Source organism: Pararhizobium qamdonense, from assembly GCF_029277445.1.
Classification (GTDB): domain Bacteria; phylum Pseudomonadota; class Alphaproteobacteria; order Rhizobiales; family Rhizobiaceae; genus Pararhizobium; species Pararhizobium qamdonense.
Genome location: NZ_CP119567.1, coordinates 865,869 through 891,551 on the forward strand (window position 1 = coordinate 865,869; position 25,683 = coordinate 891,551).

The window sequence follows — 25,683 nt, forward strand, 5'->3', positions numbered from 1 at the left end:
TCACTTACCCCGGACCGCGCCCCGGAAGAGGCGGAAGTTGAGCCAGACGGCAATCAGGATGATCGTGCCAGTGACAATCGGCGTGAGGAAAGGGGACATATGGGCCAGGATCAAACCATTGGCGATGACGGCGACGGTGAGCGCGCCGAGCACGGTGCCAAGGATCGTGCCGCGTCCGCCGAACAGGCTGGTGCCTCCGAGAACCACAGCGGCGATAACTTCAAGTTCGAAACCCTGGCCCGCATTGGATGAACCGGAACCAAGGCGGGCTGTGACGATAATGCCGGCCAGCGCTGCCGCAGCACTGGAGAGAATATAGACGAACATCGTCGTAAAGCGCGTATCGATGCCGGCCCGGCGCACGGCTTCGGAATTGGCGCCGATGCCGGTCACGTAACGTCCGAACGGCGTTTCATTGAAAACGATATAGGCGATCAGCAAGACGACAAGGGCAATCAGCGCCGGCACCGGGACACCCAGGAACCAGGATCTGCCAATGACGGTGAAGAAACTCGCCGGATCGACCGGGATCGAATAGCCGCCGGTGATCAAAAGCGCCAGGCCACGGATGACTGAAAGCCCAGCCAGGGTGACGATGAAGGCGGGAATGCGTTCATAGGCGATGAAGAAGCCGTGGATGGCGCCGATGACGACACCGAGCAACACCATCAACAGAATGACCAGTGGCCATGCGATCCCCGCCTGCAGTGCCGTCGCTGACAAGGTTGCGACCAGCGCCAGCACCGAGCCGACAGACAGATCGATACCGCCGGTGGTGATGACGAAGGTCATGGCTGCGGCAACGATCAGCAACGGCGCCGACTGGCGGATGATGTTGAGCAGGTTGGGCGCTGTCAGGAACGCGTCGGTGATGACGGAAAAGACGACGCAGACGACGAGGAAGAACAGGGCGATCGAGACGACGCTGCCGTTTGCCAGAAGCTTGTCCCAGAGCGTGGCCTTGCGCAGGCGCGAGGCCGAGACATGGGAACCGGCATGCCCGGTTTGCGAAGAAGGCATTGTCATGCTGAAACTCCGGTTTCATTGCCGTGCCGGGCGGAACGGGCCGAAAATTTGCGGCCGACGATCAGATTGACCACTTCCTCGATACTGGTCTCGCCGATCATCCGCTCGGCGACATTGCGCCCTTCGTACATGACCTGAATGCGATCGCAGACGAGGAACAGGTCCTGCAGGCGATGGGTGATCAAGATGACGCTGACGCCACGCGCGCTGACCGTGCGGATCAGTTCCAGCACGGCTTCGACCTCGGCCACGGCAAGGGCTGCCGTCGGTTCGTCCATGATGAGGACTTTTGGCTCGAACGAAGCGGCCCGGCCAATGGCAATCGACTGGCGCTGGCCGCCGGAGAGATTTTCGACCTTGAGCCGCGTATCGGCAATGACGATACCGAGGCGATCGAGCATGTCGCGGGTCAGGCCGTGCATCGTCTTGTTGTCGAGGAACGGCACGCCGAGAATGCGGCGGCGCGGTTCACGGCCAAGGAAGAGATTGCCCGCAACATCCACGGTGTCGCACAGAGAAAGGTCCTGATAGACCATTTCCACATGAGCGGCGCGTGCGTCGGCGGGCGACGAAAAGGAAACCGGCTTGCCGTCGATTTCGATGGTGCCGCTATCTGGGATGACGGCGCCGGAAAGCACCTTGCTCAGCGTCGATTTGCCGGCGCCATTGTCTCCGACCAGCCCCAGCACTTCGCCGGGTTTGAGGGTCAGCGAGACATTGTCCAGCGTCTGAATGGGATTGTAACGTTTCGAAATACCGGTCATGCGGACGCGGTAGGGTATGCCGTCGGTCATGATGGGTTCTCCCCGAGTGCCTGAACGGGCATGGCCGGTTTTCTGAAACCGGCCATGCCGCGATGATGCGGGAAAAACCCTTACTTGAACATGTCCTTGAACTGGGCAACGTTGTCCTTGGTCACGATCGTGACGGGGACATTGATGATCGGCTCGATGGTCTCGCCCTTCTTCAACTTAACCAGTGCTTCGACGGCAGCCTTGCCTTCGCCGGCCGGATCCTGCTGAACGACGGCGGTGACCCAGCCTTCTTCGATGCCCTTGGCGGCCTGCGCCGTTAGGTCCCAACCGAAGATCTTGACGTCCTTCTGGCGGCCCTGGCTTTCGACGGCGGAGACGGCGCCGATCAGCTGCGGCTCGCCGGTGGCGTAGATCGTCGTCATGTCGGGATTGGCGGTCATCAGGTTTTCGGCTGCGCCCAGCGCGATATCCTGCTGGTTCTGGCCATCGACGGTGTCAAGGAAGGTGACGGCCTGGCCGCCATCGGTGACAGCCTTCTTGAAACCATCAAGACGCTGGTTCTGGATGAAGGAATTGAGCGCGCCGACAATGCCGGTCTTGGCGGTGCCGGACATATCGGACTTCACATAATCGGAAAAGAACTTGCCGATGTCTTCGCCAGCCTTGGCATTGTCAACGCCGATGAAGGAGATGTTGTCACCATCCGGGATCTGTGCGTCGATGGCGATAACCGGGATGCCGGCGGTTTTTGCCGCCGTGATTGCGGGCTTCACGCCGTTGACATCGATGGCCACGAGAATGATGCCATCGACCTTCTGGGTGATATAGTTTTCGATCGCATCGTTCTGTGCGGCCGGCACATTGTTGGCGTTGAAGATAACCAGCTTGGCACCGGCGGCATCCGCAGCCTTCTGGGCACCGTCATTGATCTGATTGAAGAACAAGGCCTGCTGGTTGATGGTCACAAGCGCAAATGTATCTGCGCTGGCGGAGGCGGCACCGAAAACCAATGTCATGGCGGCGGCTGCGGTGCTGCGGATCAAAAATGTGGAAAGGCGCATTCGGGTTCCCCTTGTTTTCGGAAAGGCCCGTAGCCGGGCTCATCTCGCGCTTGAGCGCTGAGGTATAATTCAAGAGACTTGAATTTTTGTCAAGTCTCTTGAATTGAACTTTCCGGGAGCGGGGAATGGTCAGAACGTGGCTGGCGTATTGACCCAGAAAATGCTGGCCCGCTCACGACCCGTATTGCGATAATGGTGCGGCAATTCGGAGTTGAAGACAAAGGCATCGCCTGTCCCCAGCATGAAGCTCTTGCCATCAACAATCAGCTCGATTTCACCGGCAAGGAGATAGCCGACCTCTTCTCCGGCATGCTGGATCGGGCCGGCGCTTTCGCCCTTTTCCTCGATATGGTGGATGTTGCACTGAAGCAGATGCCCCGCCGAGTAGGGAATGATCCGCTCCAGCGAAATCCCCTCTCCGCGCCGCAAAGGATCCAGTGCGATCAGCGGCCGCGTTCCTACACGAAAGATGATCCCCTCCTCCCCGTCGGATTCCTCGAACATCCAGCCTATATTGGTATCGAGCGCGCCCACCAGGCGGTGCAGCATCGGCAGCGACGGCGACGCCTTGCCGTTCTCGATCTTTGACAACAGGCTTTCGGAACAATTGGCCGCGTCTGAAAGGGCCTTCAGCGTCATACCCCTGGTCTGACGCGCAAGCCGCAGACGGATTCCCAAACGAAGTGGATTGGTAGTCTGGGCATCATCGATATGGTTCGCTATCGTCATATCAAGCCTTTTTCCATGCGATCGTGCTTTCACTTGTTGTGAATAGGAAGCGAGGTTCCTTTTTCAGAAATCCACGAATACCACCTCTCTTTCACAGCAATCAAGTCTCTTGAATGGCTATCGCCAAGACGATGTCGCCAGCCGTTTTTGTGAGATAGGAATGACGATAGCGGTTCTGAGGCGTTTGCCAAAACAGGTGCGCACCGGTAGAAGCTGGACAAAAGCAACCGGAACGTCGCCTTGAAGACCATTGCCATCGATTTCGAAACCGCCAATGAGCAGCGTGGCAGTGCCTGCTCCGTCGGCCTGGCTTGGATCGAGGATGGACGTGTCGTGCGCATCGAGGAGCGGCTGATCCGTCCGAAGGGCATGCGCTTTTCATCCTTCAACATTGCCATTCACGGTATCCGGCCGGAGCATGTCGAGGACGCCGGTGAGTTTCCCGAAGTGATGGACGAGTTCGCCGACGATTTTCGTGGCGCAACCATGATCGCCCACAATGCCGCTTTCGATTTCAGCGTCTGGCGCGCCTGCAGCGATCTGTACCGGCAGGGTTACCCGGAGCTTTCCTATCTTTGCTCGGTCAAGATGGCCCAGAAAGTCTGGCCCCATCTCGGGTCACACAAGCTCAATATTCTCGCCAGCCATCTCGGTCTCACCTTCGCGCACCATAATGCGGCTGAAGATGCAGCCATTTGCGCGGAAGCGTCGATCGCCATTGCCCGGTCGTTGCGTCTATCGCATGTCCGCGATATCCCGCTGATGATCGGCATGAGGGCGGGGCGTCTGTTTTCGGGCGGCTATGACGCCTGCACCTGCCGCAAGACTTAAGGCAAACGTCGAGTACTGCTTACGATATCGCTCTCGAGCGATCGCGGGGGGCCGTCGTTTGAACGCTCTCAGCGCTCGAACCGCGCAAGCATTATCCGTAATTGTGCATTTTGCTGCCGAAGCTTGCGCGCCAACTGATGGCGAAGCAGCCCGATCTCTGCCTCGATACTTTGCACCTCATCGGAAAAACTGGGTACGCTTTCCGGACGCTGCGGAAAGGCTTCGACAGCCTTGACGGCGGTATATGCCCTGTTCCGTTTTTGCTTTCCGCCCGGTTTTTTTATGGAAGCAGGGACTACCGGCGCGTCGCTAGCTGGACCTGCGGGCACAGCGCGTTTCCGGCCGGCTTTAGCCTGCACATTGTTTCCCGCTTCGGCGGGTTCAGGGATGATGATGCCGGTTTCGACCGTTTCGGGAGGTTGCGGCTTGGCTTCCGCCGGCCTGTCCTGGGGTTCTGGCGTGTTGCCCGCTTCATCCGAAATGGGCTCGGCGCTTTTCGCCTCTTCCGGCGTTACATCGCCGGTCGCACTCTCCTCCTTCTCGTCCCTGTCCCGGCGCCTGCGCGTCAGTCGAGCAAGAAAATTCCAAGGTGACGCCATGTTGTTAGACCTCGCGTTCTACCTCGCATATGGGGTGCGAGCTTGAGCTCTGGCGGCAGAAAAGACCGCCGCCAAAGTGGATCTCGTATCGGGTACAAAACCTGCGGCTGCCGATCAACCGCGCTTCGTCTCAACCAAGGTTGAGCCGCTTCCGCAGGTCCGCATTTTCCGCCCGGAGCTTCTCCGTCAGCAATTTGCGCAGACGCTGGTTTTCTTCCTCCAGCTGCAGAAGATCGGCGATATCATCAATAGCAGCAACCGGCGCTGCAGCGGCCGAAACACGCGCAGCCTTCGGAGCGCGTTTCACAGGTGCACTCTTGACAGTGAGTGCCGCCTCGCTCGACTTGGGTTTGCGTCCCCTTACCTGCTTGCCGCGCTTGGCGGCAGCGGCGGGTTCCGCAGCAGTTTCGACCGCAGCTGCCTCTGGAGCGGCCTTTTTGGCGCGCGGTTTGCGCTGCTTCTTCGGCGCATCGATTGACGCGACGACAGAGGTCGGTGCGTCATTGCTTATTGTAGAATTGTTTTCATCGGCCATGGTTGCCTCCTGTGTAGCCGTTGCAGTTGTCGGATGTGCGTTTGATTGTGTCAACAACGGCTCTTTCCAATTTACATTGGGCAAGGAGACTTCGCTTGCGGATGCTTGGTCTTGTACGTCCGGTCTCGGGAACGGCAAAGCATCGTCCTCCACATCCCGCGCGACGGACTTGAGATCCATATTGCCCCAGATCGAGTTCGATTTTGGATCGGTTTTCTTCCGACCGGATTTGTACTCAATCACGAAACTGCGTTGAATCTTTTTCACCAAATGTAGCCTCGAAATTTCCGCACTTATATTTTTTGGAAAATACGTCTGCAATCGTGATAGGTCCTGCAGATAACGGTGACCGCGATCGCGGTTCGTATCCACAGTGCTATCGATGTTTAGTGCCGTTGGCAATTGACGCCCGCCGTTGCATCTCAGCAAAATCCGGATGCTGCCATTGGGCTATACGTTGCCTTCCCGCATCCGGACCAGCCGGAAAAATCGAAGTGGCAAAACGATCGCGCTCATTGAAAGACCCGCCGCAAAACCGATCCACACGCCGAGCGGTCCGACCGATGTATGAAAGGCTAGGAAATAGCCGAGGGGCAACGCCAGCAGCCAGTAGGAGATGATCGACACGACCGACGGCCATTTGGTGTCGTTCAGTCCACGCAGGGCGCCGAGCCCCGTCGATTGCAATCCATCCGCCACCTGCATCAGGGCGACCACGACAAACATGCTGGACGCCAGAGCGACCACCGGTGCGTCCTTGCTCAGCAATTCTGCAATCGAGCGGCCGGCAAAGATCAGCGCAACCATGGTTGCCAGCATCCACAGCGCGACAAAGCCGAAGGTTGCCATGCCGATCGGGCGGAGCCGTTCCGGCTGCCCCGAGCCATCGGCCTGCGCGATCCGGATGGCAACGGCAGTCGCCATTCCCAAAGGCAGCATATACAGCGTCGCACCGATCGAGTTGACGATCTGGTTTGCCGCAAGTGCGCCGGCGCCAAACCAGCCAAGTATGAACGTCGCCATCGCCACGGCCCCCGCCTCGGCGAGATAGCTGATCCCCAAAGGCAGCCCTTGTAAAAACTGCTGCCAGACGCCTTTGCGCGTGACCATCGCCCGTAGCCGGAAACGGCGCATCGGCAACGCCCGGCGCCAATAGAAAAACGCGGCGGCAAGAGCGATCGTCTCGGCCAGAACACTGGCAATGCCGGAGCCGAGAATGCCGAGAGCCGGGATCGGCCCGAGCCCGTAAATCAGCAGATAGTTCAGCGGCACGTTGATCGCGACGCCAAGGAAGGCGAACCCGACCGCAAGCCAAGGCCTGTCTGTTGCGTCAAGAAGCGACTTGAGCACCAAGAAGACGGAAAAAGGCAGCATGAACAACGCCATTGGCACCCAGTAGAGCCGTGCCTGCGCCGCGTCCAATCCCATCAACCGCACGATCGGCATCAGCGACAGCATGATCGTTGCCGCCAGCACGCCACATATCAGCGCCGTCATCATGCCATGCCGGACTGCGGAACTGACCATGCGGGCATCCCTCGCCCCGAAGCCACCGGCCATCGAAACACCGACCACCGATATCACCCCGTAGAGCATCGCTGTCAGCAGCATGTGAACCGCCATTACCAGCGAAACGATCGCCAGCACATCAGTGCCAAGCGGCGCCAGCATGATCGTATCGGTCACGCCGATCAGCGAGCTTGCCGACAGTCCCAAGACCAGCGGAATGGACAGTTTTATCAGCGACGGCAATTCAGCGATGATGCGGCCGATATGCCGTTTCTTTTCAAGCGGGGCCATAACCTCTTACCAACCTCGGTGTGAACAATCGCGCTTCTTCAATCATCCTGTAACGAAGGAAGCCAGAGCGAATCTGCACCATGTTTCATGCGGCCTCTTCACTAGCAGATGTCCAAATTTTTGCATCGCTGCATAGTAACGGGCCGAACGCGCGGCTTGCGAGGCGCCCGTTCACGCCAGCTTACGAGGATTTGGAATGGGCAGGAGATAATGGCCTTGCACGGGACTGCTTCAAGACATTGCCCGCCAGGCCAAGGTCACGCTGTATACCAAATTCGCACATGCCTGAACCGGTAGAGCCGCAATTTCCGCGCTATTTTGCGTGCAATGAACGGTCGTTTATTCTGACGCCACTGTAAGAAACGGAAACACTTTGTGACTAAGTGCTTCCGAAATCAGCATTTTTCAACTTGCTGCGCGCGATCACATAACGGATATTGCTTTCAGTTAAGGAAGCGACCATGATTAGAATGATAGAAGACCCGGCTGAGCTTTCCGGTGAAGATATCACAGGAAAATATATTCTGCGCAGGCTGAACTATCACTGGTTTGCCTATGGCAAGGCCGGTATCGTGACCGCTTGCAAAGGGTCGATCCTGCACATTGACCGCGAGGAAACTGTCTATTCAGAGCGTTGGGGACGCCGCGCCTATAGCGGCAATGGAAAACGGTATCCTGGCGGTGTCTGTCCCATTTCAGCGGTTGCCTGCGTTTGCGACACCGCCGACGACGTCAATGCCGTCATCCAGCTTGATGTGGAAGCACAGGACGAATTCTACCAATTGATCGCCAAGGCGGATGCCAAGGTGCGGGCATTGGCATCGTCCTCGCAAGGCACATTGTTTCTGGCCGCTGCGGAGTGAGCTTTTAAGGCGAGACACGCTCGTCAGCCATGACCGGGCTAAAAGTTATTCAGAACATCCGGAATGAAAGCTTGCTGGTCTGTTTAACGGATACGTCCAACAGCCGCTTTTTCGCTGGCAATCGTTCACTATAAAAGACGACTGGACTGACCGAGCACGGACATGAGCTTCACTGCCTTTTTATCGAATGAAACAAAAGTCTCGCCACCGAGCCAATTGCCATCATAAGCGATAACACCGTCTGCAAAATCACCGCCAGCATCAAATACAGCCAACCCTGCATCGACGGCAGGCCGATTCACAACAACATTTTCCGTATTCAGCAAAGCCCGGATTGCTGCTGAAATATCGCCCCGGTCAGTCCGGTATTGCCGCATCAACACCCATACAAACTCACATAGAGATTGCGTGCTAACTGCAACAGTTTCGGCATCGGCCAAAAGGTCGATCGCAGCTTTCGCTTGCGTCACATCGTCAGCAACATAAGCACGTAGCAACACATTCGTATCTGCAGTCACCTTCATGCTTTGTCAGTTCCAGCTCTTGCACCTGCTTCAGCAATAGCTTCATTTATCTCCTCGACACTGAGAACCCTGCCATTTGTCTTTCCTTTGAGGGATCCATGAAGGTCCCGGAACGAACCCTTCACTCGAACAGCCATTAGCTCCGCTTTGCCATCCGGCAGCAGATTCAATTCAACTTTTTCACCGGGCCGAATTCCCAGATGCTGAAGGATGTCCTTGCGAAACGTAACCTGACCGCGTGCCGTTACAGTTAATGTTGCCATAGCAATACCCTTTCGGTATCTCGATGTAATGCATATCTGCATTACATTCAACATCGACCGCCTATTTTGAGCAATTCCGATTCCGTCGCTACGACGCAAGCCAGCCCGGCAGCCGGACAGGGACGCGGCCGGATACAGCGGCCTCCACGCAATCGGCAAGATTGCCGAAGCGGACGGCGCGGTTGCTGAGGCCGGGGCCGTAATGGGCGTATTTGCCGGAATTGGTGATGAGCGTGCGGGTGCGGGTCGGAAATACCGGTTCGCTGATCGAGCACCAGCAGAGATCGGGCACGACGCGCACGCCACCTTTTTCGAGCGCTTCGAGCGTGCCGTCAGCACGCGCGCCGGCGATGACCTGGTGCCCCGCAGTGACGATGACCGCGACGTCCGCGTGGCGATGACGCCCGGCAAGTGCGGCGGCCAGTGCCCGGCATTCGGTCAGCGAGGCATGGGGACTGCCGATGGCGACGAGTTCCACCTGCTCCGGTCCTGCGTTCAACCGCTTCCAGGCGCCGGCCATGTCCGCACGGGTGATGGTCTTTCGTTCAGCGCCGTCGATTGCTGCACCTTCGGCTTCAGGCGTTACGCCCTCGATATGCAGCATCGGCGCTGCCGACGTGGTTCCGAAGGCAGCGCAGAGCGCCTTGAGATCATCTGCCGTGGGACAGGCGGAAGCGAGACCGCGCAAGAGCGGGATACGGTCCGGAGCGGCGTGACCAGCGAGATAGCCGACCAGCGGCCAGAAGGCATCATCGACATGATTGGGCAGTTCGACATCGATGATCGACTGTGCCCTGCGGTTTTCCGTCAGATAGACCCCCGATAGCGGTGCGCGCCCGGTGAGCGCAATACACAAGTCGAGAAAATCGGGATGTTTTGGCGTGCGGGCGCCAAGCACCGTATTGGCAAAAATCACCGCATTGGATTCCGCCCAGGCAATTGCTTCACCCGCCTGCGGCGCGCTGGCCAGAAGATAGGGAGAACAGGTGAAGGTCGGCCGGCAGCCCATGCGGACATAGGCATCGGCGAGCTTCGCGGCCGGATCGCCAAATGCGCTTGGCACGCCTTGTGTCCGCCAGTTGGCGTGGTCGACCGAGATTGCATTCATGGTGGTGGGCACGCAAACCTTGGCGCCCATATCGGCCATTCTTTCGGCAAAAACCAGATTGGCGGGGCTGGCATAGATACAGCCGTCGATATGTCCCTGCGTCACATCCACCAGACGGTTTGCGCCCTGCTGCGCCGCCATGGCGCAGATGATCCGCATCGCCTGCTGGATGGCCTCCCCCTGCTCGCCGTCAAGCATCGCCCGATCAGTGCTGTTGAGATCGAGCGTCGCGAGCCGTGGCGGCATGATGGGAAGCGTCACACCACCGGCCTCGATCGAGGTCGCGGTGATCCGCGCGGTTTTGGCGCGCGACAAGGCGGCGAAACTTTCCGGAGCCAGGCGCAGAACGGGAAGCGGCTTGCCGAACATTTCGGCTGCAATGAGAGCACCAAGCGTCAGCACGTCTTCGGCTTCGCTGAACACAAGTGCTGCCGGTGCGCGGCCGGTCAGGATCAGATCGAGAAGCACGCCCGATCCGGTGCAGGACCCCCGGCTCGACGGCATCATCAGGATGCCGCCGGTCAGACAGACCCCGTGCAGGGGATGGTGCACGTCGATGATGCACCCGGTCTCGGGCGAGACCCCACCCCAGAAACTCAAGGGCTCGGCCGAAGCGATGATCGGTCCCTCGGCATGGCCGCCAAGGATGCTGGAGGCGTGCGGCATATCGCTCATTTGACGACGAAACCGTGGGCAAACGGATCGCGGTCATCGATGAAGATGGTGTTGATCCCGGTCATCCGGGCCCAGCCAGCGATCGACGGGATAATGGCCTCGCGACCGGCAACCGTGGTGGCTGCCTCGACGCGGCCCTTGAACAGCGAACCGATGATCGACTCGTGGATGAATTCGTCGCCGACAGCAAGCTTGCCCTTGGCGGCGAGCTGCGCCATGCGCGCCGAGGTGCCGGTGCCGCAGGGCGAGCGGTCGATCGCCTTGTCGCCGTAGAAGACGGCGTTACGGGCATGGGCAGTGGCATCGGTCGGCTTGCCCGTCCACTGGATGTGGCTCAAACCCCGGATCTCGGGATGTTCCGGATGTACGAATTCGTATTTTGCGTTCAGCGCGGCCCGCAGCTTGGGGCTCCAGCCGATGAGTTCACCTGCTGTATGATCTGCCATGTCGCGGAAGTTTTTCTGCGGCTCGACGATCGCGTAGAAATTGCCACCATAGGCAACATCGACGGCGATCTCGCCCAGCCCTTCGACCTCGGCCGTCAGGCCTTCGGCAAAGAGGAAACCGGGTACGTTGGTCAGGCGAACCTCTTCGACGAAGCGGCCTTCCTGTCGATAGGTGATGTCCACCTTGCCGGCCGGCGCGTCGATCGACAGCTTGCCGGGTTCGCGCGGCATGATCAGGCCGTTCTCGATCGCCATCGTGATGGTGCCGATGGTGCCGTGACCGCACATGGGCAGGCAGCCTGATGTCTCGATGAAGAGAACCGCGACGTCACAGTCCGGCCGGGTCGGCGGATAGAGGATCGAGCCAGACATCATGTCATGCCCGCGCGGCTCAAACATCAGGCCGGTGCGGATCCAGTCGAATTCCCGCAGAAAATGGGCGCGCTTCTCCAGCATAGTGGCGCCTTCGAGGCGCGGCCCGCCGCCGGAAACGAGGCGGACCGGATTTCCGCAGGTATGCCCGTCAAGGCAGGAGAAGGTGTAGGTGGCCATGGGGAAGGACCTTTGTCAGAAGCGTTGAGGCGAAAGAGAAGCAATGTCGATGGGCGGTGTTTTACCAGTCAACAGATCGGCGACCAACCGGGCAGTACCTGCCGATTGCGTCAGGCCGAGATGGCCGTGGCCGAAAGCATAGATGACCCGTGGTGTCACCTTGGCGCGGCCGATTGCTGGCAGGCTGTCGGGCAGCGAGGGGCGGAACCCGAACCACTGCGTGCCGCCTTGCGTATTCAATCCGGGAAGGAAATCCCTGGCCTTTTTCAGCATGGCTTCCGAGCGGCGGAAATTCGGTGGCAGTTCCAGCCCGCCGAGTTCGACGGCGCCGCCAACGCGAATGCCCGTCGAAAGCCGTGTGACGACGAAACCGTGACCGCCGAAGGTGACCTGCGTGCGCAAGTCGAACGCGTCAGCCGGCAGTGTCGTGTTATAGCCACGCTCGGTTTCCAGCGGAATGCGTTCGCCAAGGCTGCGCGCGATGCGGTGGGAAAACGCGCCGGCAGATAGCACGGCCTGCAATCCGCGGCGGATGCCGCCGCCTTCGCCCAGAACCTCGACCCCGCCCTCGACCGGCCGCAGCGCCGTGACATTGGTGCGCTCCAAAACGCCGCCCTGGCTGCGGAAATAATCCGCCAGCGCCAGCGTGTAGAGTTTCGGATCGGCGATCGAGTACCAGCCCGGCGTGAAAGTTCCATGGGTGAAGCGCGCATCGATCCCCGGCTGAATGGCGGCCATGCCGGACGCGTCCATATGCTGGAATTCGATACCGTGCGCATCGCGGACCTTCCATCCGGGCAAGGAGGCATTCAGCTCCGCCTGGCTTTCATAGACCTGCAGATTGCCATCCTTACGCAGCATCGGAAACGTGCCCGTGCGCTGCAGGAAGGGTTCAAGCTCGGCCTTCGAAAGGTCCATCAAAGCGGTTTGCACGGTCGTCGATTTTTCCACCTGCTGGGGCGAGCAGGCCCGCCAGAAGCGGAACATCCAAGGGGCGATCTTGAACGCGTAGGCCGGTGGGACCGAAAGTGGCCCAAGCGGGTCTAGCAACCATTTCGGCGCTTTTTTCAAAATACCTGGCGAGGCAAGCGGCAGAATATCGGTGAAGGCAAAGGCCCCTGCATTGCCGGCCGATGCGCCGGCGGCCGGGCCTTCGCGGTCCAAGACCAGAACCGTCATACCGCGCGCCTGAGCGGTAATCGCCGCCGAGAGCCCGACGACGCCTGCGCCGATGACAATGACGTCGGGATGCGCCATTAGCGGACGCTCGCCAGGAACGCCTGGGTATCGGGATGCTGCGGCGCCCCGAACAGCTGATCCGGCGTGCCGATTTCGGCCATAACACCATGATGGAAGAAGGCCACCCGGTCAGACACGTCACGGGCAAACGCCATTTCATGGGTAACGCAGATCATCGTCATGCCCTCTTCCGCGAGCATTTTCAGCGTGTCGAGCACCTCTCCAACCAGCATCGGGTCAAGCGCCGAGGTGACTTCATCAAACAGCATATATTCCGGCGACATGGCCAGCGCCCGGGCGATTGCCATGCGCTGCTGCTGGCCGCCCGACATGCGGTTGGGATAGACCGACAGCTTTTCGGCCAAGCCGACATGGGTCAGCTGCCTGACTGCGATTTCCTCAGCTTTTTCCTTGGCAAGGCCCAGCACCTTTCGCGGCGCGAGCATGACGTTTTCCAGAACCGTCAGATGCGGAAACGCATTCCATTGCTGGAAAACGATCCCGACCTTGCGGCGCAGCTTGTTGAGATCGGTCTGCTTGCCGTGAACATCAGTGCCGTCGATGGTGATCTGGCCCGCATTGATCGGCTCAAGCCCGTTGATACAGGTCAACAGCGTCGATTTTCCCGATCCGGAACCGCCGATGATGGTCACCACCTCGCCTTTGTTGACGGTGAGGTTAATCCCCTTCAAAACCTCCAGCGTGCTGAAGGATTTGCGAACGTCTTTAATTTCAATCATTGGGGGACCACCGTCTTTCGAGATACCCGCCAAGCCGGGCGATGGGGAAGCTGATGACGAAGTAGATGACGCCGCAGATCATGAGAATGAACAGCGGCTCCTGCAGGCGCGTCACGAGAATTTGCGAGGCACGCAACAGCTCGATAAGGCCGAGCCAAAGCACGAGCGCAGAATCCTTCATGACGCCGAGTGTCAGACCGATCCAGGCCGGCAGCGAAACGCGCGTGGCCAGAGGCGCCACAATATAGCGCATGTCCTGCCACCATGTCATGCCAAGCGAGCGGGCAGCCCGGCGTGTCGTCGCCGGCACCGCTCCGATGCCGCCACGGATGATTTCCGAACAATAGGCTGCCGTATAGAGCGACAGCACCACGCAGGATGTGGTGAACGGCGCCCAGCCCAGCTTGGCGATCGATTGCAGCGCGTTGCCGAGAACCAGCTGGATCAACAATGGGACGGAGCGGAACACGTCGAGCACGAAGGTCAGCGGCGCCGACCAGATGGCGCCGAGTTGAACGCGAAGGACACCGAAGATAATGCCAAGCAGGGTGCCGGCCGTCACGGACACAGCCGTAACCGCCAGCGTCATGGCTGCGCCCTGCGCGAGAAACGCCAGGTCATTCCAGGTGAGTGCGGTATCAAACATCTCTCACCTCTCTCAATATTTGAACATGCGCGCGGCAAGCAGCCGGGCAGCGATCGTCACAAGTTTTGCAATGATGTAGTAGATCACTGCGGCAAGCGCGAAGAATTCGAAGGTGCGGAACGAGCGCGCGTTGAGCTCCTGCGTAATCCCGGCAAGGTCGGTGTTCATGCCGACGGTCACGCCAAGCGACGTCATCAGGATCGCCCAGACCATCTGATTGGTGGCCGGCAAGAAGGCGACGCGCAACATTTGCGGCAGGACGATCAGCCGGAACGCCTGGAACGGTGTCATGCCCAGCGAACGGCCGGCGCGGGCCTGCGTATCGGGAATGGCCTTGAGCGCACCGCGGAAATTTTCCGCCAGATAACCGGCATTGTTGAACGCAATTCCGATCAGGAGAGCCATATAGGGGCTAAGATGAATGCCGAAATTGCCAAGCCCGAAATGCGCCATGTAGATCTGGAACAGGGCGGGCGTGTTGCGCGCGATCTCAACCCATGTCGTGGCAAATCCCCGCAGAATGCGGCTGCTTGACAGGCGAAATGCGGTGAGCGTCAGAGCGAATGCCACCCCGAGAACCATCGACAACAGCGCGATCTGCAGGGTGACCAAAGCGCCATCGAGCATCTGCGGCAGGGCTTTCAGCGCCTGGTTCCAGTGAAATGTGTAATTCAACATCGGCGTTTCATCTCCTGAAGAAGGACAGCGGCGCGGAGATTATCCGCGCCGCCAGCGAAACGATTGTAATTAGCGGTAGACGCCGTTGACCGCGAGATTCGGAACCTCGCCGCCAACCCACTTCTCATACAGTTCCGCATAGCGGCCAGTGCGAACCTGCTGGTTGATGAAGAGGTTGAGGAAGTTGATCAGGCCATATTCCTCGCGGTTGGTGAACAGCGACACGTAGTCGATATCGAACGGCGCCTTGCCGACGACAGCAATGCCAGGGAACTTGCCGGTCTTGACGTTGGCCTGCGCCACGGTCGAGGTGGACACTGTGGCATCGAGCTGGCCCTGGCTCAGCGCCAGGAACACGTCGGCCTGTGTCTGGTACGGACGGAATTCGCCAGTGCCCCAGGCCTTGACCTGTTCTTCCAGTGCAATGGCTTCGTAAGTGCCAGCTGTCGCACCGACGACCTTGCCCTTCATGTCTTCAAAAGATTTGACGCCCGATTTCTCGTTGGCGGTCACGGCCATTTCAAAGGCGAAATAAGGGATGGTCATGCCAACGGTCTTGGCACGCTCCAGCGTATCGGAGGTGGAGGCAACGCCGACATCGACGCGGCCCGACATCAGGGCAGGAATACGCTCGGGGAATGGGGTCTCTACGATTTCGGCGGTGACGCCGAGGGCCTTGGCCAGATCGTTGCAATAATCGACGTCAAAGCCGATCGCATTATTGCTTTCGTCACGCGATCCCATCGGCGGGAAGTCCAGCACAACGGCGCAACGCAATGTGCCCGAGCCAATAATGTCGTCCAGCTTGTCGGCATGTGCCTGGCTGGTCAGAGCGGTTGCGGCCAGGAGGCTGAACGCGAAGACTGAAAGTTTCATCTTAATCTCTCTCCCTAGATTGATGTGCCGATCTGCGGCAGGCGCACTATTTCGATTCCCGTCGCGCAAATCAATCACAAAATACAAAGAGTATACAAAAAGTACACAAATATTCGTATTTGCTGATATCCGCGCAACAATCGTCAACGCAACGCCTGCCTTACGGCATGATTAGGAAAGCAGGTCCTTTGGCAGCAGGGCGTCGGGCAGGTTCTGATAGGAGACCGGACGCAGGAAACGGCGGATCGACATGGTGCCGACGCTGGTTGCCCCAAAATTGGTGGAGGCCGGATAAGGACCGCCATGCACCATGGAATCGACGACCTCGACCCCGGTCGGAAAGCCATTGACCAGAATGCGGCCTGCCTTGCGCTCCAAGAGCGGGCGCAGGCGCTTTGCGGTTTCGATATCGGCCTCGTCCATGTGCAAGGTCACCGTCAACTGGCCTTCGATAGACCGGGCGATATCTTCCATTTCCGTCTGCGAATTCACCCGCACCAGAAGACCGAGCGGGCCAAAGACCTCTTCGCTCAAGGCATGATCGGAAAGGAACCGTTCGCCCGTCGTTTCGAACAGATTGGGGGATGCGGCGCGGCCGGTCGATTGTGTGGCCAGCAGCGGCTTGACGGTGTTGCGCGACGCAAAGCGCGCCTCTCCATCCTGATAGGCCTTGGCGATGCCATCCGTCAGCATGGTCTGCGGCGCAACCTTGCCCAAAGCTTCGACCGCTGATGCCGCAAAGCGGTCGGCATCGGCACCGTCAATCACGACGGCAACGCCGGGATTGGTGCAGAACTGCCCGGCGCCCATGGCGAGCGAACCGGCCCAGCCCTGACCAAGCGCCTCGGCTCGCTCGGCAAGTGCGGCCGGAAGCAGGAACATTGGATTGACCGAGCCGAGTTCGCCGAAGAAAGGAATCGGCTCTGGCCGGGCGGCACAAAGATCAAACAGCGCACGGCCGCCGGCCTGCGACCCGGTAAAGCCGACTGCCTTGATCCGCGGATGCTGTACCAGCGCATGGCCGACATCCCGGTTGCCGCCCTGGATCAGAGAGAAGACACCCGGATGAATGCCGGTGCTGCGAATGGCCGCATCGACTGCTTGCGCGATGATTTCGCCGGTGCCGGGATGGGCAGAATGCCCCTTGACCACAACAGGGCAACCGGCCGCCAGCGCGGCCGCCGTGTCGCCACCTGCCGTCGAGAACGCCAGTGGGAAATTCGAGGCGCCAAACACCGCAACCGGGCCGACGGGCCGCTGCATCAGGCGGATTTCCGGGCGTGGCGCTGGCTGGCGGTCCGGCAAAGCCGCGTCAAAGCGGCGGTCGAGATAATCGCCATTTTCGATATGGCTGGCAAACAGCCGGAGCTGGCCGGTCGTGCGGCCGCGTTCGCCGATCAGGCGGGCTTCCGGCAGGCCGGTCTCCTGGCTGCCGATTTCGGTGATCGCATCGGCGCGTATGTCGATCTCGTCGGCGATGGCGCGCAGGAACGCGGCGCGCGTGCTGCGATCGGTTTCGCCAAAACTCCAGAACGCATCCTCGGCAGCCTCGCAGGCGCGATCGACCAGCTGTGCAGTTCCAACGGCGAATTGATGAACCGGGCCTTTGGCTGGCGACGAGGCGAAGGTGCCGTCACCATCCAGCCATTCGCCGGCGACAAGGTGTTTTCCGCTGGGGATGAAGGGCATGGGCAGATCCTTTTGTTTCAAACAGGCGCAAAGGGCGCATATGCTGCGCCGGATTATGTTTGGAAAATTTGTATACTTTTTGTATGCAATATATCAACCCGTTTGGATGTTATGGCTGCTAAAAAGGAGGAATACACATGAGCGACACTCTCACCCTGACGATCGCTGATCTGGAGGAACGCGTAAAAGCCATCTTCACCAAGGCCGGATTGAGCGCGCTACAGGCCGCAGCCGTCACACGGGTCATCGTTGCCGCCGAGCGCGATGCCTGCAAATCCCACGGCATCTATCGCATCGAGGGCGCCTTGCGCACCGTCAAGGCCGGTAAGGTCAATCCTGTCGCCAAGCCTGAACTTCTGCCTCAGCAGCGATCCGCCGTCGTCAAGGTCGATGCGAAAGGCGGCTTTGCCAATGCGGCCTTCGAACTTGGTCTTCCTGTCCTGGCCGAGCGCGCCCGCTCCAGCGGCATTGCCGCCCTTGCCATCAATGACTGCACGCATTTCTCCGCACTCTGGCCGGAGGCAGAAGCGCTGACGGAGCTTGGGCTTGCCGGTATCGTCATGTGCCCCAGCTATGCCACGGTTGCACCAAGCGGCGGAACCAAACCGCTGCTCGGCACCAATCCCCTCGCCTTCGGCTGGCCCCGCACCGGAAAACCACCCTACGTGTTCGACTTCGCAACGTCGGTTGCAGCGCGCGGCGAGATCGAACTGCACAGGCGCGCTGGAAAAACTCTGCCGGAAGGCTGGGCGATCGACGCCGACGGGCAGCCGACCACCGATCCGGAAGCAGCCCTTGCAGGCGCAATGCTGCCCTTCGGTGAACACAAGGGCTCGGCCATCTCCACGATGATCGAACTGCTAGCCGGGATCATGATCGGCGACCTGACGAGCCCCGAAGTGCTGGATGCGCTCGGGTCCACCGCGCTTGCGCCGGCGCATGGCGAACTGATCATCGCCTTTTCCCCGGAAGGTTTTGGCGCGGATCGTCCAGGCAACCCCTTTGCCCGCGCCGAAATCCTGTTCGAGGCCATGGTCGGCCAGGGCGCCCGCCTGCCCTCGCAACGCCGCTATGCCGCCCGCGAAAAATCGCAGGCCAGCGGTATTGTCCTGACAGCTTCGGAGGTGGCACAGCTCGACCGTCTGAACGCACTCGGACTGGATGCGGTCTAACACCGTCGCGGCACCGGCCAGCGCCTTCGATCGCAAGGCACCACATATGCAAAGGCCCTCCGATTGGAGGGCCTTTGTTACTTCAGGAGAGCTTTAGCTCAACCCTTGTAAGTCTGGACAGCGCCTTCCAGCTTGCTCCATTCGGCATACCAGCCGTTAAAGAGCTTGAACTGCGCTTCGACATAGCCCCGCTGGCTGTCGGTCAGCGCGTCGGATGCGTTGAAGTGGAGCGCATATTCCTTATCGCCGTTCATCACCATCATGTGCTTGAAGTAGAGAACCAGGTCCGGCCCTTCATCGAAGGAGGACAGGACGGCAAGCGCCTGCTCCAGTTCCAGCGCGCGAAGGCGCGCATCCGCGTCACCTTCGGCGGCAGCCTGCGACAGGTTGCACAGATGGATGACTTCCTTGGGCAGAACATTGCCGATTCCGGTGATGGCGCCGGTCGCACCGCAATTGACGAAGCCGTGGAAAACGGCGGTATCAACGCCGATCATCAGCGAAACGCCGTCCTGGCTGGTGATGTGCTCGGCCGCATAGCGCATATCGGCCGGGCCGCCGAATTCCTTGAAGCCGACAAGGTTTTTGTGTTCGGCGCGCAGCGCGAAGAACAGGTCGGCGCGGGTGGCGAAACCATAATAGGGGCTGTTGTAGATGACAGCCGGAAGATCCGGCGCTGCAGCGAGGATCGCCTTGAAATGGGCTTTCTGAGCGACGACGGAAGAGCCGCGCGACAGAACCCGCGGAATAACCATCAGGCCATGCGCGCCAACGGCCTGCGCATGGGCTGCATGTTCGACGGCCACCGCGCTGTTGACGGCACCGGTGCCGACGATCACGGGCACGCCAGCCCTGACCAGGCGCTCGACGCCTTCCATGCGCTGCGCATCGGTCAAAAGCGGCCAGTCACCCATCGAGCCGCAATAGACAACGGCCGACATTCCCTGGGCAATCAACTCTTGTCCCTTGCGCACGAGAGCGTCGAAGTCCGGAGTGCGGTCTTCTTTGCAAGGGGTCATCAGCGCGGGGATCACGCCAGAAAAGATTTTGGCCGTCATAACAAACTCCTTTTGACCTTGCCGGACAGGCAGAGAACGGCGCGCACCTTTGCTGCCCAATCCTGCCTCTGGAGCCATATTGCACGTTGTATATTATTTGTCGACAAGAATTTCAGCGTCACAGCGCCATGTCGAGCCTGTCTTCGCGGGCGAACAATTTCTGGATCTGATGCACGATCTGCTCCGCGTGCAACCTGGCCAGCCGGTCGGCCTCTTCGACGTCGCGGTTGGCGATGACGGCAATGATATCGTCGTGCTCTTCGACGAAGCGCTGCGGCAGCCGGTCGTCGTACGACTGGTAGTAAAGCCGGAGCATGCGCCGTCCCTCATCCAGCAGGCGGTTGAATAGGCCAGTGAAGTAGGGATTGCGGCCGGCTTCGGCGATGGCGGAATGGAAGGCCGCATTGGTGGCGATCATCGCCAGCGCATCCTGCGCCTGCACGGCGGCTGCAAATTCGGCCTGATGAGCGCGAATAACCTTCAGGTCTTCCGGCCGGTGATATTGGGCAGCCAGCTTGGTGGTGACGCGATACATCAACACAAGCGCATCGAAGAATGTGTGCATATTGAGAAAGTCGATATTTGCCACCATCGTCGAACGATTGGGCAATGTATCGATCAGTCCCTCGCCCGCCAGCCGCACAAGCGCTTCGCGAATAGGCGTGCGCGACATCTTGAAGCGTTCGGCCAGTTGCACCTCGTCGATCGGGCTGCCAGGCGGCAAAACAAGGTCGAGAATCTCGTCGCGCAAGAGGTCGTAAACCATCTTGACGCCGGAGCCGCGCTTTCGTTCGGGAATGGGGCTGGTATCGATATCTGTCATGTCATAATCCTTTGTCGACAAAAGGAATACTTTTACCTGCCAACGGGATCAACCACTTCCGCAGCTTGGCGGGTAAAAGCCGGTAATAATCTTGGTGGCGTTGCACTTTTGAGTATCAGGTTGGCACCCTAGCCTGCCGCCAGCTGATATTCGGTGCAGTCGCCGGGCAAATCTGTGTACCCATAAGGAGAGGACTATGCGCAGCAGCAAGGTAATCCACATCGTTTCCTGCCACGCCGAAGGCGAAGTGGGTGACGTGATCGTCGGCGGTGTCGCACCGCCTCCCGGCAAGACGTTGTGGGAACAGCGGCGGTTCATTGCCGAGGATCAGACGCTGCGCAATTTCGTCCTCAACGAACCCCGCGGCGGCGTGTTCCGCCATATCAACCTTCTGGTGCCGCCAAAGGATCCGCGCGCGACCATGGGCTTCATCATCATGGAGCCGGAAGACACGCCCCCCATGTCGGGGTCCAATTCGATCTGCGTATCGACCGTTCTGCTCGATACCGGCATCGTGCCGATGCAGGAGCCGGAAACCAGGATGGTGCTGGAGGCGCCGGGCGGCCTGGTCGATGTTGTAGCACTTTGCCGCAACGGCAAGGCCGAACGCATCACCGTCACCAACGTGCCCTCCTTCGCCGCAAGGCTCGATGCCAAATTGGAGGTGGAGGGATTGGGCACGCTGACTGTCGATACGGCCTATGGAGGCGACAGCTTCGTCATTGCGGACGCCCGTTCGCTCGGCTTTTCGGTCACGCCGGACGAGGCCCGCGAACTTGCCGAGACCGGTATCCGCATCACCCGCGCCGCCAACGAACAGCTCGGCTTCTCCCATCCGGAAAACCCGGAATGGAGCCATATCTCCTTTTGCCAGCTGACCTTGCCGGTCGAAGAACGTGAGGGCATTCTGCATGGGAGAAACACGGTGGTGATCCAGCCGGCCAAGCTTGACCGCTCACCAACGGGAACCGGTTGTTCCGCACGCTTGGCCGTGCTGCACGCCCGTGGTCAGATCAAGCTCGGACAGAAATTTCGCGGCGAATCGATTATCGGCTCGCATTTCGATTGCCAGATTGTTGCTGAAACGACCGTCGGCGGACAGGCCGCCATCATCCCTGAAATCTCCGGCCGCGCCTGGGTGACCGGCACCCATCAGGTCATGCTCGACCCCACTGATCCCTGGCCATCAGGATACCGTCTGGCAGATACGTGGCCGCGCAAGCAATAACGCCTATTCCACAAATCAAGGACCCTGAAGCGCTTCACATAGCCCGGAAAAATCGTGACGCACTTTGAGTTTTCAGGCACCAGCACACTCGGAAATCCGGGTGTGCCGGTTGCTTGCGCAATTCCCGCCAAGATCGCGTTACGGCCTTGTGCGGGACGGCCTGCGGGGCCGCCAAACCAATCCATCTTAACTTCAACTTATCGAATATTGACCTTGGCCACGGTGCAAGGCGCGGGGATCGCGAAAGCGCGCCTTCGAACCTGCGGCGTAGCCAAAGCCTACAAACGTCAGGCCATCGCAGAATATGTCAATTATCATAGTTGACATATGTCGATTGCTGACTGATATTTGTCAAATTGGCAGGGAGGAGCGCTGCCAAGGGTTCGGGAGGAACGCTATGCAGCCGCTTTTGAAAGTGGAAAGGCTTATGAAGTCGTTCGGCGGCGTCGCAGCCCTTCGCGACGGCAGCTTTGAGCTTGAACGCGGCTCAGTGCATGCGCTCTGCGGCGGCAACGGTGCCGGCAAATCGACGTTTCTTTCCATCCTGATGGGTATTCACAAGCGCGACGGCGGCAAAATCTGGCGGCGCGGTGTGCAGGTGGAGTTCAACAGCCCGGCCGAGGCGCTTGCCTCCGGCATTGCCATCATCGAGCAGGAATTGAGCCCGGTTCCACATATGACCGTGGCGGAAAACATCTATCTCGGCCGCGAGCCTTCGGCCCGTTTCGGCGGTATCGATTTCAAGACGATGAACCGGAACGCACAGGCGCTGCTCGACCGGCTGGAATTTCATATCCGCGCCAATCAATACATGATGAACCTGTCCGTGGCGCAGATGCAGCTGGTAGAGATCGCCAAGGCGCTTAGCCACGATGCCGAAGTGATCTTCATGGACGAGCCGACATCGGCGATTGGCGAGAAAGAAGCTCAACAGCTGTTTTCCGCGATCACGCGGCTTAAGGCCGAGGGCAAGGGCGTCGTCTATGTTTCGCATCGCCTGTCGGAAATATTCCAGATCGCTGACAGCTACACGGTGTTTCGCGATGGTTCGCATGTCGGAAGCGGCGCGCTTGCCGATATCGACCGGCGGGGACTGATCCGCCTGATCGTCGGCCGCGAACTGGGCGAGGAATATATCAAGACCAACGAACCGACTGATGTGACTGGGTTTGCGGTGGCGGGACTTTCGGCGCCCGGCAAGATCGAGGACATTTCTTTTTCTGTCCGCAAGGGCGAGATTTTCGGCATTTACGGCCTGATGGGATCCGGGCGGACGGAGATATTCAATTGCCTCTTCGGTCTCGACACGTCGTCCAAGGGCGACGTGCATCTGGATGGTCAGCCCATCTCGGTATCGACACCGGCCGACGCGATGAAACAGGGCATCGCCTTTGTGACGGAAGATCGCAAGGTCACCGGGCTCAATCTCTCCGACAGTGTGCGCAACAATATCTGCCTTGCCAGCCTGCCGGAAATGAGCCCGGCCTTCACCATGCGCAAGCGTGAGGAACAGGCGGCCAGCCGCGAGATGATTGCGCATTTCGGGATCAAGGCTGCGCGCGACACCATGCCGGTCTCCGGTCTTTCCGGCGGCAATCAGCAGAAGGTGGTGCTGGGCAAATGGTTTTTGCGAAAGCCCAAGGTACTGCTTTTGGACGAACCCACACGCGGCGTCGATGTCGGCGCCAAGCGCGAAATCTACCGGATCATCTGCGACTTCGCGGCCGCAGGCGGCACGGTGGTGATGATCTCGTCGGAAATTGATGAAGTTCTCGGCATGTCCGACCGCATCCTGGTGATGCGTGGCGGCCGTTCGGTGGGAATCTACGCCCGGGAGGAGACGGACGCCCAGTCGCTTGTGCACCTGTCCACCTAACAGGCCGTCCATCAGCTGATGGTTCGCACAATCGTCTCGACGCTTCCGTCCGGCATTCGAAAGAGGTACAAACGTGTCCAGCATCGACAACAAACCGGCCAATAGCTGGCTTAATTCAGACAGGCGCCGCCTGATCATTCAGGAATACGGCATCTTCCTCGCCTTCCTGCTGCTCGCCGTCATCCTATCGTTGTCGAACGAATATTTCCTGACGCCGGGCAATATTTCCAATGTGCTCTTGCAGACCTCGATCAATGGTGTCCTGGCGATCGGCATGACCTTCGTGATCCTGACGCGCGGCATCGACCTGTCAGTGGGCTCGGTCGTGGCGCTCGCCGGTATCGTCAGTGCCAGCTTCGCAACAACATCGGCGACAGCCGGCATTGCCGGCGGCCCCTACCCGTTCTACGTCGCGCTGGCGATCGGCATCCTTGTCGGGCTTGCCTGCGGCGCCCTCGTCGGCCTGATCGTCTCGCGCTTTGCCGTTCCGGCTTTCGTCGCAACGCTCGGCATGCTGTCTGCGGCGCGCGGCATGACGCTGATCTATGGCGGCGGCAAACCCGTTCCGGCGCTGACGTCCGAATTCCGCTGGCTCGGCACCGGCAATATCCTGGGCATTCCAATGCCGGTGATCCTGCTCGCCATCGTCTTTGCGATCTCCTGGTGGGTTCTCACCCGCACGCGCTATGGCCGCTATATCTATGCGGTCGGCGGCAACCCGCATGCGGCCAAGACCTCCGGCATCAACGTGACCCGCATGAAGTTCTCGGTCTACATGATCTCGGGCAGCCTGTCTGGCCTCGCCGGCATGATGCTTTCAGCCCGCACGGGGTCCGCCCTGCCACAGGCCGGTATCGCCTATGAACTGGATGCGATTGCCGCCGTCGTGATCGGAGGAACCAGTCTTTCGGGCGGTGTCGGCCGCGTCACCGGCACGCTCATCGGCGCCCTGATCATCGGCGTGATGAACAACGGCCTCGATCTCATGGGTATCCAGTCCTATTACCAGCAGGTTTTGAAGGGCGCGCTGATCGTCGGCGCCGTCATGCTCGATCAGAAACGCAATCACGGTCTGTAACAAGCCTTTCGGGTGCCCGCACCCGTCATCGAAACGGCGCGCCATGATGGCTGCCGGAATGCTCAACGGAGGAGAATGGAAATGAAGAAACTGCTTATTGCGCTTGCCGCAACGACAGCCATCCTGGTGTCGCCGGCTGCTGCCCAGGACAAGAAACTGAAGATCGGCGCGGCTCCTTACGGCCTCAATGCCGAGTTCATGCAGATCTGGTCGGCAGCGCTCGAACAGCACCCGGCCGTCAAGAGCGGCGAGATCGAACTGACCGTCTTTGACGGCCGCTACGACGCCCTGGTCCAGCAGGAACAGTTCAATACGATGATCACCCAGAAATTTGACGCGATCATCTTCGTGCCGATCGATATCGAGGCCGGCGCTACCGCCGTTCAGGCCGCCCATGACGCTGGCATTCCCGTCGTCGGCTAACACCCGCGTCAACTCTGACCTCTTGACCTCCTATGTCGGCTCGGACGACAACGAGATGGCGCTCGGCGCGATCGAGGCGATCAAGTCGGCAGGCCTGAAGACCGAGGATTTCGCCATCGCCGGCATTGACGGCATCACCGATGCGCTCACCGCCGTCAAGAACGGCACGATGACGTCGATCCTGCAGGATGCCAGCGCCCAGGCACAAGGCGCGCTCGACCTTGCGATCTTCCATGCAAAGAAAGGCGACTACAAGCCGGAATCGGCCATCTGGACCCAGTATCCTGACATGCCGTTCAAGGACGGCAAGGAAAAGGAATATAATGTTCCGTGGACGCCGGTAACCAGCGAGAATGTCGACAAGCTTCTGGAAGCACGGAAGTAAGAGAC

General features: G+C 59.6%; 25 protein-coding genes and 1 pseudogene. 7 read left to right on the top strand and 19 right to left on the bottom strand.

The window, feature by feature from the left end; genetic code table 11:
* The 4 genes from PYR65_RS25110 to PYR65_RS25125 form a co-directional block, all read right to left on the bottom strand.
* Positions 1–1,026, bottom strand: a complete 1,026-nt coding sequence (locus PYR65_RS25110) for an ABC transporter permease (RefSeq protein ID WP_276121441.1) — start codon at positions 1,024–1,026, stop codon at positions 1–3.
* Positions 1,023–1,820 carry an ATP-binding cassette domain-containing protein gene (locus PYR65_RS25115; RefSeq protein WP_276121442.1) on the bottom strand — a complete coding sequence of 266 codons (798 nt, stop codon included), beginning with the start codon at positions 1,818–1,820 and terminating at the stop codon, positions 1,023–1,025. Before PYR65_RS25115 ends, PYR65_RS25110 begins: the two co-directional genes overlap by 4 nt.
* A gap of 80 nt (positions 1,821–1,900) precedes the next feature.
* Positions 1,901–2,842, bottom strand: coding sequence for an ABC transporter substrate-binding protein (locus PYR65_RS25120; RefSeq protein ID WP_276121443.1), 942 nt, complete (start codon positions 2,840–2,842; stop codon positions 1,901–1,903).
* 129 nt (positions 2,843–2,971) lie between these two features.
* Positions 2,972–3,571, bottom strand: a complete 600-nt coding sequence (locus PYR65_RS25125; protein WP_276121444.1) for a cupin domain-containing protein — start codon at positions 3,569–3,571, stop codon at positions 2,972–2,974.
* Between the two features lie 240 nt (positions 3,572–3,811).
* Between PYR65_RS25125 and PYR65_RS25130 the strand changes: the two genes are divergently transcribed.
* Positions 3,812–4,402 carry a 3'-5' exonuclease gene (locus PYR65_RS25130; RefSeq protein ID WP_276121445.1) on the top strand — a complete coding sequence of 197 codons (591 nt, stop codon included), beginning with the start codon at positions 3,812–3,814 and terminating at the stop codon, positions 4,400–4,402.
* 68 nt (positions 4,403–4,470) lie between these two features.
* Here PYR65_RS25130 and PYR65_RS25135 read toward each other — a convergent pair whose 3' ends face one another.
* The 3 genes from PYR65_RS25135 to PYR65_RS25145 form a co-directional block, all read right to left on the bottom strand.
* Positions 4,471–5,001 (bottom strand): hypothetical protein, encoded by a 531-nt coding sequence (locus PYR65_RS25135; RefSeq protein ID WP_276121446.1) that lies wholly within the window; start codon positions 4,999–5,001, stop codon positions 4,471–4,473.
* A gap of 130 nt (positions 5,002–5,131) precedes the next feature.
* A complete protein-coding gene (locus tag PYR65_RS25140; protein ID WP_276121447.1) occupies positions 5,132–5,803 on the bottom strand; it encodes a transcriptional regulator in 672 nt (223 codons plus the stop codon).
* Positions 5,804–5,986: 183 nt separating this feature from the next.
* Positions 5,987–7,336 carry an MATE family efflux transporter gene (locus PYR65_RS25145; RefSeq protein ID WP_276121448.1) on the bottom strand — a complete coding sequence of 450 codons (1,350 nt, stop codon included), beginning with the start codon at positions 7,334–7,336 and terminating at the stop codon, positions 5,987–5,989.
* A 461-nt stretch (positions 7,337–7,797) separates the two neighbouring features.
* Here PYR65_RS25145 and PYR65_RS25150 point away from each other — a divergent pair, with 461 nt between their 5' ends.
* A complete protein-coding gene (locus PYR65_RS25150; protein WP_060637510.1) occupies positions 7,798–8,199 on the top strand; it encodes a hypothetical protein in 402 nt (133 codons plus the stop codon).
* A gap of 128 nt (positions 8,200–8,327) precedes the next feature.
* Here PYR65_RS25150 and PYR65_RS25155 read toward each other — a convergent pair whose 3' ends face one another.
* The 10 genes from PYR65_RS25155 to PYR65_RS25200 all read right to left on the bottom strand — a co-directional run bounded on the left by PYR65_RS25155 (position 8,328) and on the right by PYR65_RS25200 (position 17,635).
* Positions 8,328–8,723, bottom strand: coding sequence for a type II toxin-antitoxin system VapC family toxin (locus PYR65_RS25155; RefSeq protein ID WP_276121449.1), 396 nt, complete (start codon positions 8,721–8,723; stop codon positions 8,328–8,330).
* Positions 8,720–8,986, bottom strand: coding sequence for an AbrB/MazE/SpoVT family DNA-binding domain-containing protein (locus PYR65_RS25160; protein WP_276121450.1), 267 nt, complete (start codon positions 8,984–8,986; stop codon positions 8,720–8,722). Before PYR65_RS25160 ends, PYR65_RS25155 begins: the two co-directional genes overlap by 4 nt.
* Positions 8,987–9,074: 88 nt before the next feature.
* Complete coding sequence (gene lhpI, locus PYR65_RS25165) at positions 9,075–10,769, bottom strand: cis-3-hydroxy-L-proline dehydratase (protein ID WP_276121451.1); 1,695 nt, start codon at positions 10,767–10,769, stop codon at positions 9,075–9,077.
* The gene (locus tag PYR65_RS25170; RefSeq protein WP_276121452.1) at positions 10,766–11,767 is read right to left on the bottom strand and encodes a 4-hydroxyproline epimerase; all 1,002 of its coding nucleotides are present in this window, start codon (positions 11,765–11,767) and stop codon (positions 10,766–10,768) included. Before PYR65_RS25170 ends, lhpI begins: the two co-directional genes overlap by 4 nt.
* Before the next feature lie 15 nt (positions 11,768–11,782).
* A complete protein-coding gene (locus PYR65_RS25175; RefSeq protein ID WP_276121453.1) occupies positions 11,783–13,024 on the bottom strand; it encodes an NAD(P)/FAD-dependent oxidoreductase in 1,242 nt (413 codons plus the stop codon).
* The gene (locus PYR65_RS25180) at positions 13,024–13,746 is read right to left on the bottom strand and encodes an amino acid ABC transporter ATP-binding protein (RefSeq protein ID WP_060637505.1); all 723 of its coding nucleotides are present in this window, start codon (positions 13,744–13,746) and stop codon (positions 13,024–13,026) included. The genes PYR65_RS25175 and PYR65_RS25180 overlap by 1 nt, the downstream gene beginning before the upstream one ends.
* Positions 13,739–14,392 (bottom strand): amino acid ABC transporter permease, encoded by a 654-nt coding sequence (locus PYR65_RS25185; protein WP_060637504.1) that lies wholly within the window; start codon positions 14,390–14,392, stop codon positions 13,739–13,741. The genes PYR65_RS25180 and PYR65_RS25185 overlap by 8 nt, the downstream gene beginning before the upstream one ends.
* 12 nt (positions 14,393–14,404) lie before the next feature.
* Positions 14,405–15,070, bottom strand: a complete 666-nt coding sequence (locus PYR65_RS25190; protein WP_276121454.1) for an amino acid ABC transporter permease — start codon at positions 15,068–15,070, stop codon at positions 14,405–14,407.
* Between the two features lie 69 nt (positions 15,071–15,139).
* Complete coding sequence (locus PYR65_RS25195; protein ID WP_276121455.1) at positions 15,140–15,946, bottom strand: ABC transporter substrate-binding protein; 807 nt, start codon at positions 15,944–15,946, stop codon at positions 15,140–15,142.
* Between the two features lie 171 nt (positions 15,947–16,117).
* The gene (locus tag PYR65_RS25200) at positions 16,118–17,635 is read right to left on the bottom strand and encodes an aldehyde dehydrogenase (NADP(+)) (protein ID WP_276121456.1); all 1,518 of its coding nucleotides are present in this window, start codon (positions 17,633–17,635) and stop codon (positions 16,118–16,120) included.
* 137 nt (positions 17,636–17,772) lie between these two features.
* Here PYR65_RS25200 and PYR65_RS25205 point away from each other — a divergent pair, with 137 nt between their 5' ends.
* Positions 17,773–18,807 (top strand): Ldh family oxidoreductase, encoded by a 1,035-nt coding sequence (locus PYR65_RS25205; RefSeq protein ID WP_276121457.1) that lies wholly within the window; start codon positions 17,773–17,775, stop codon positions 18,805–18,807.
* Between the two features lie 98 nt (positions 18,808–18,905).
* Here PYR65_RS25205 and PYR65_RS25210 read toward each other — a convergent pair whose 3' ends face one another.
* Positions 18,906–19,865 carry a dihydrodipicolinate synthase family protein gene (locus PYR65_RS25210; RefSeq protein WP_276121458.1) on the bottom strand — a complete coding sequence of 320 codons (960 nt, stop codon included), beginning with the start codon at positions 19,863–19,865 and terminating at the stop codon, positions 18,906–18,908.
* Between the two features lie 118 nt (positions 19,866–19,983).
* A complete protein-coding gene (locus PYR65_RS25215; RefSeq protein WP_060637643.1) occupies positions 19,984–20,688 on the bottom strand; it encodes a GntR family transcriptional regulator in 705 nt (234 codons plus the stop codon).
* A 196-nt stretch (positions 20,689–20,884) separates the two neighbouring features.
* On the opposite strand from PYR65_RS25215, the gene PYR65_RS25220 reads away from it, so the two are divergent.
* From PYR65_RS25220 to PYR65_RS25235, 4 genes and pseudogenes are all read left to right on the top strand, one after another.
* A complete protein-coding gene (locus PYR65_RS25220; RefSeq protein WP_060637498.1) occupies positions 20,885–21,916 on the top strand; it encodes a trans-3-hydroxy-L-proline dehydratase in 1,032 nt (343 codons plus the stop codon).
* Positions 21,917–22,313: 397 nt separating this feature from the next.
* Positions 22,314–23,792: a sugar ABC transporter ATP-binding protein gene (locus tag PYR65_RS25225; protein ID WP_276121459.1), complete on the top strand. Its 1,479-nt coding sequence runs from the start codon at positions 22,314–22,316 to the stop codon at positions 23,790–23,792.
* 73 nt (positions 23,793–23,865) lie between these two features.
* Positions 23,866–24,870, top strand: a complete 1,005-nt coding sequence (locus PYR65_RS25230) for an ABC transporter permease (protein ID WP_276121460.1) — start codon at positions 23,866–23,868, stop codon at positions 24,868–24,870.
* An 81-nt stretch (positions 24,871–24,951) separates the two neighbouring features.
* Positions 24,952–25,678: pseudogene (locus tag PYR65_RS25235) on the top strand (substrate-binding domain-containing protein).
* Positions 25,679–25,683 lie beyond the last annotated feature (5 nt).

What these genes read in the sequence shown, in the direction of transcription:
- PYR65_RS25110 (WP_276121441.1), bottom strand. Translation starts at nt 1,026, where the DNA reads ATGACAATGCCTTCTTCGCAAACCGGGCATGCCGGTTCCCATGTCTCG.
- PYR65_RS25115 (WP_276121442.1), bottom strand. Translation starts at nt 1,820, where the DNA reads ATGACCGACGGCATACCCTACCGCGTCCGCATGACCGGTATTTCGAAA.
- PYR65_RS25120 (WP_276121443.1), bottom strand. Translation starts at nt 2,842, where the DNA reads ATGCGCCTTTCCACATTTTTGATCCGCAGCACCGCAGCCGCCGCCATG.
- PYR65_RS25125 (WP_276121444.1), bottom strand. Translation starts at nt 3,571, where the DNA reads ATGACGATAGCGAACCATATCGATGATGCCCAGACTACCAATCCACTT.
- PYR65_RS25135 (WP_276121446.1), bottom strand. Translation starts at nt 5,001, where the DNA reads ATGGCGTCACCTTGGAATTTTCTTGCTCGACTGACGCGCAGGCGCCGG.
- PYR65_RS25145 (WP_276121448.1), bottom strand. Translation starts at nt 7,336, where the DNA reads ATGGCCCCGCTTGAAAAGAAACGGCATATCGGCCGCATCATCGCTGAA.
- PYR65_RS25150 (WP_060637510.1), top strand. Translation starts at nt 7,798, where the DNA reads ATGATTAGAATGATAGAAGACCCGGCTGAGCTTTCCGGTGAAGATATC.
- PYR65_RS25155 (WP_276121449.1), bottom strand. Translation starts at nt 8,723, where the DNA reads ATGAAGGTGACTGCAGATACGAATGTGTTGCTACGTGCTTATGTTGCT.
- PYR65_RS25160 (WP_276121450.1), bottom strand. Translation starts at nt 8,986, where the DNA reads ATGGCAACATTAACTGTAACGGCACGCGGTCAGGTTACGTTTCGCAAG.
- lhpI (WP_276121451.1), bottom strand. Translation starts at nt 10,769, where the DNA reads ATGAGCGATATGCCGCACGCCTCCAGCATCCTTGGCGGCCATGCCGAG.
- PYR65_RS25170 (WP_276121452.1), bottom strand. Translation starts at nt 11,767, where the DNA reads ATGGCCACCTACACCTTCTCCTGCCTTGACGGGCATACCTGCGGAAAT.
- PYR65_RS25175 (WP_276121453.1), bottom strand. Translation starts at nt 13,024, where the DNA reads ATGGCGCATCCCGACGTCATTGTCATCGGCGCAGGCGTCGTCGGGCTC.
- PYR65_RS25180 (WP_060637505.1), bottom strand. Translation starts at nt 13,746, where the DNA reads ATGATTGAAATTAAAGACGTTCGCAAATCCTTCAGCACGCTGGAGGTT.
- PYR65_RS25185 (WP_060637504.1), bottom strand. Translation starts at nt 14,392, where the DNA reads ATGTTTGATACCGCACTCACCTGGAATGACCTGGCGTTTCTCGCGCAG.
- PYR65_RS25190 (WP_276121454.1), bottom strand. Translation starts at nt 15,070, where the DNA reads ATGTTGAATTACACATTTCACTGGAACCAGGCGCTGAAAGCCCTGCCG.
- PYR65_RS25195 (WP_276121455.1), bottom strand. Translation starts at nt 15,946, where the DNA reads ATGAAACTTTCAGTCTTCGCGTTCAGCCTCCTGGCCGCAACCGCTCTG.
- PYR65_RS25200 (WP_276121456.1), bottom strand. Translation starts at nt 17,635, where the DNA reads ATGCCCTTCATCCCCAGCGGAAAACACCTTGTCGCCGGCGAATGGCTG.
- PYR65_RS25205 (WP_276121457.1), top strand. Translation starts at nt 17,773, where the DNA reads ATGAGCGACACTCTCACCCTGACGATCGCTGATCTGGAGGAACGCGTA.
- PYR65_RS25210 (WP_276121458.1), bottom strand. Translation starts at nt 19,865, where the DNA reads ATGACGGCCAAAATCTTTTCTGGCGTGATCCCCGCGCTGATGACCCCT.
- PYR65_RS25215 (WP_060637643.1), bottom strand. Translation starts at nt 20,688, where the DNA reads ATGACAGATATCGATACCAGCCCCATTCCCGAACGAAAGCGCGGCTCC.
- PYR65_RS25220 (WP_060637498.1), top strand. Translation starts at nt 20,885, where the DNA reads ATGCGCAGCAGCAAGGTAATCCACATCGTTTCCTGCCACGCCGAAGGC.
- PYR65_RS25225 (WP_276121459.1), top strand. Translation starts at nt 22,314, where the DNA reads ATGCAGCCGCTTTTGAAAGTGGAAAGGCTTATGAAGTCGTTCGGCGGC.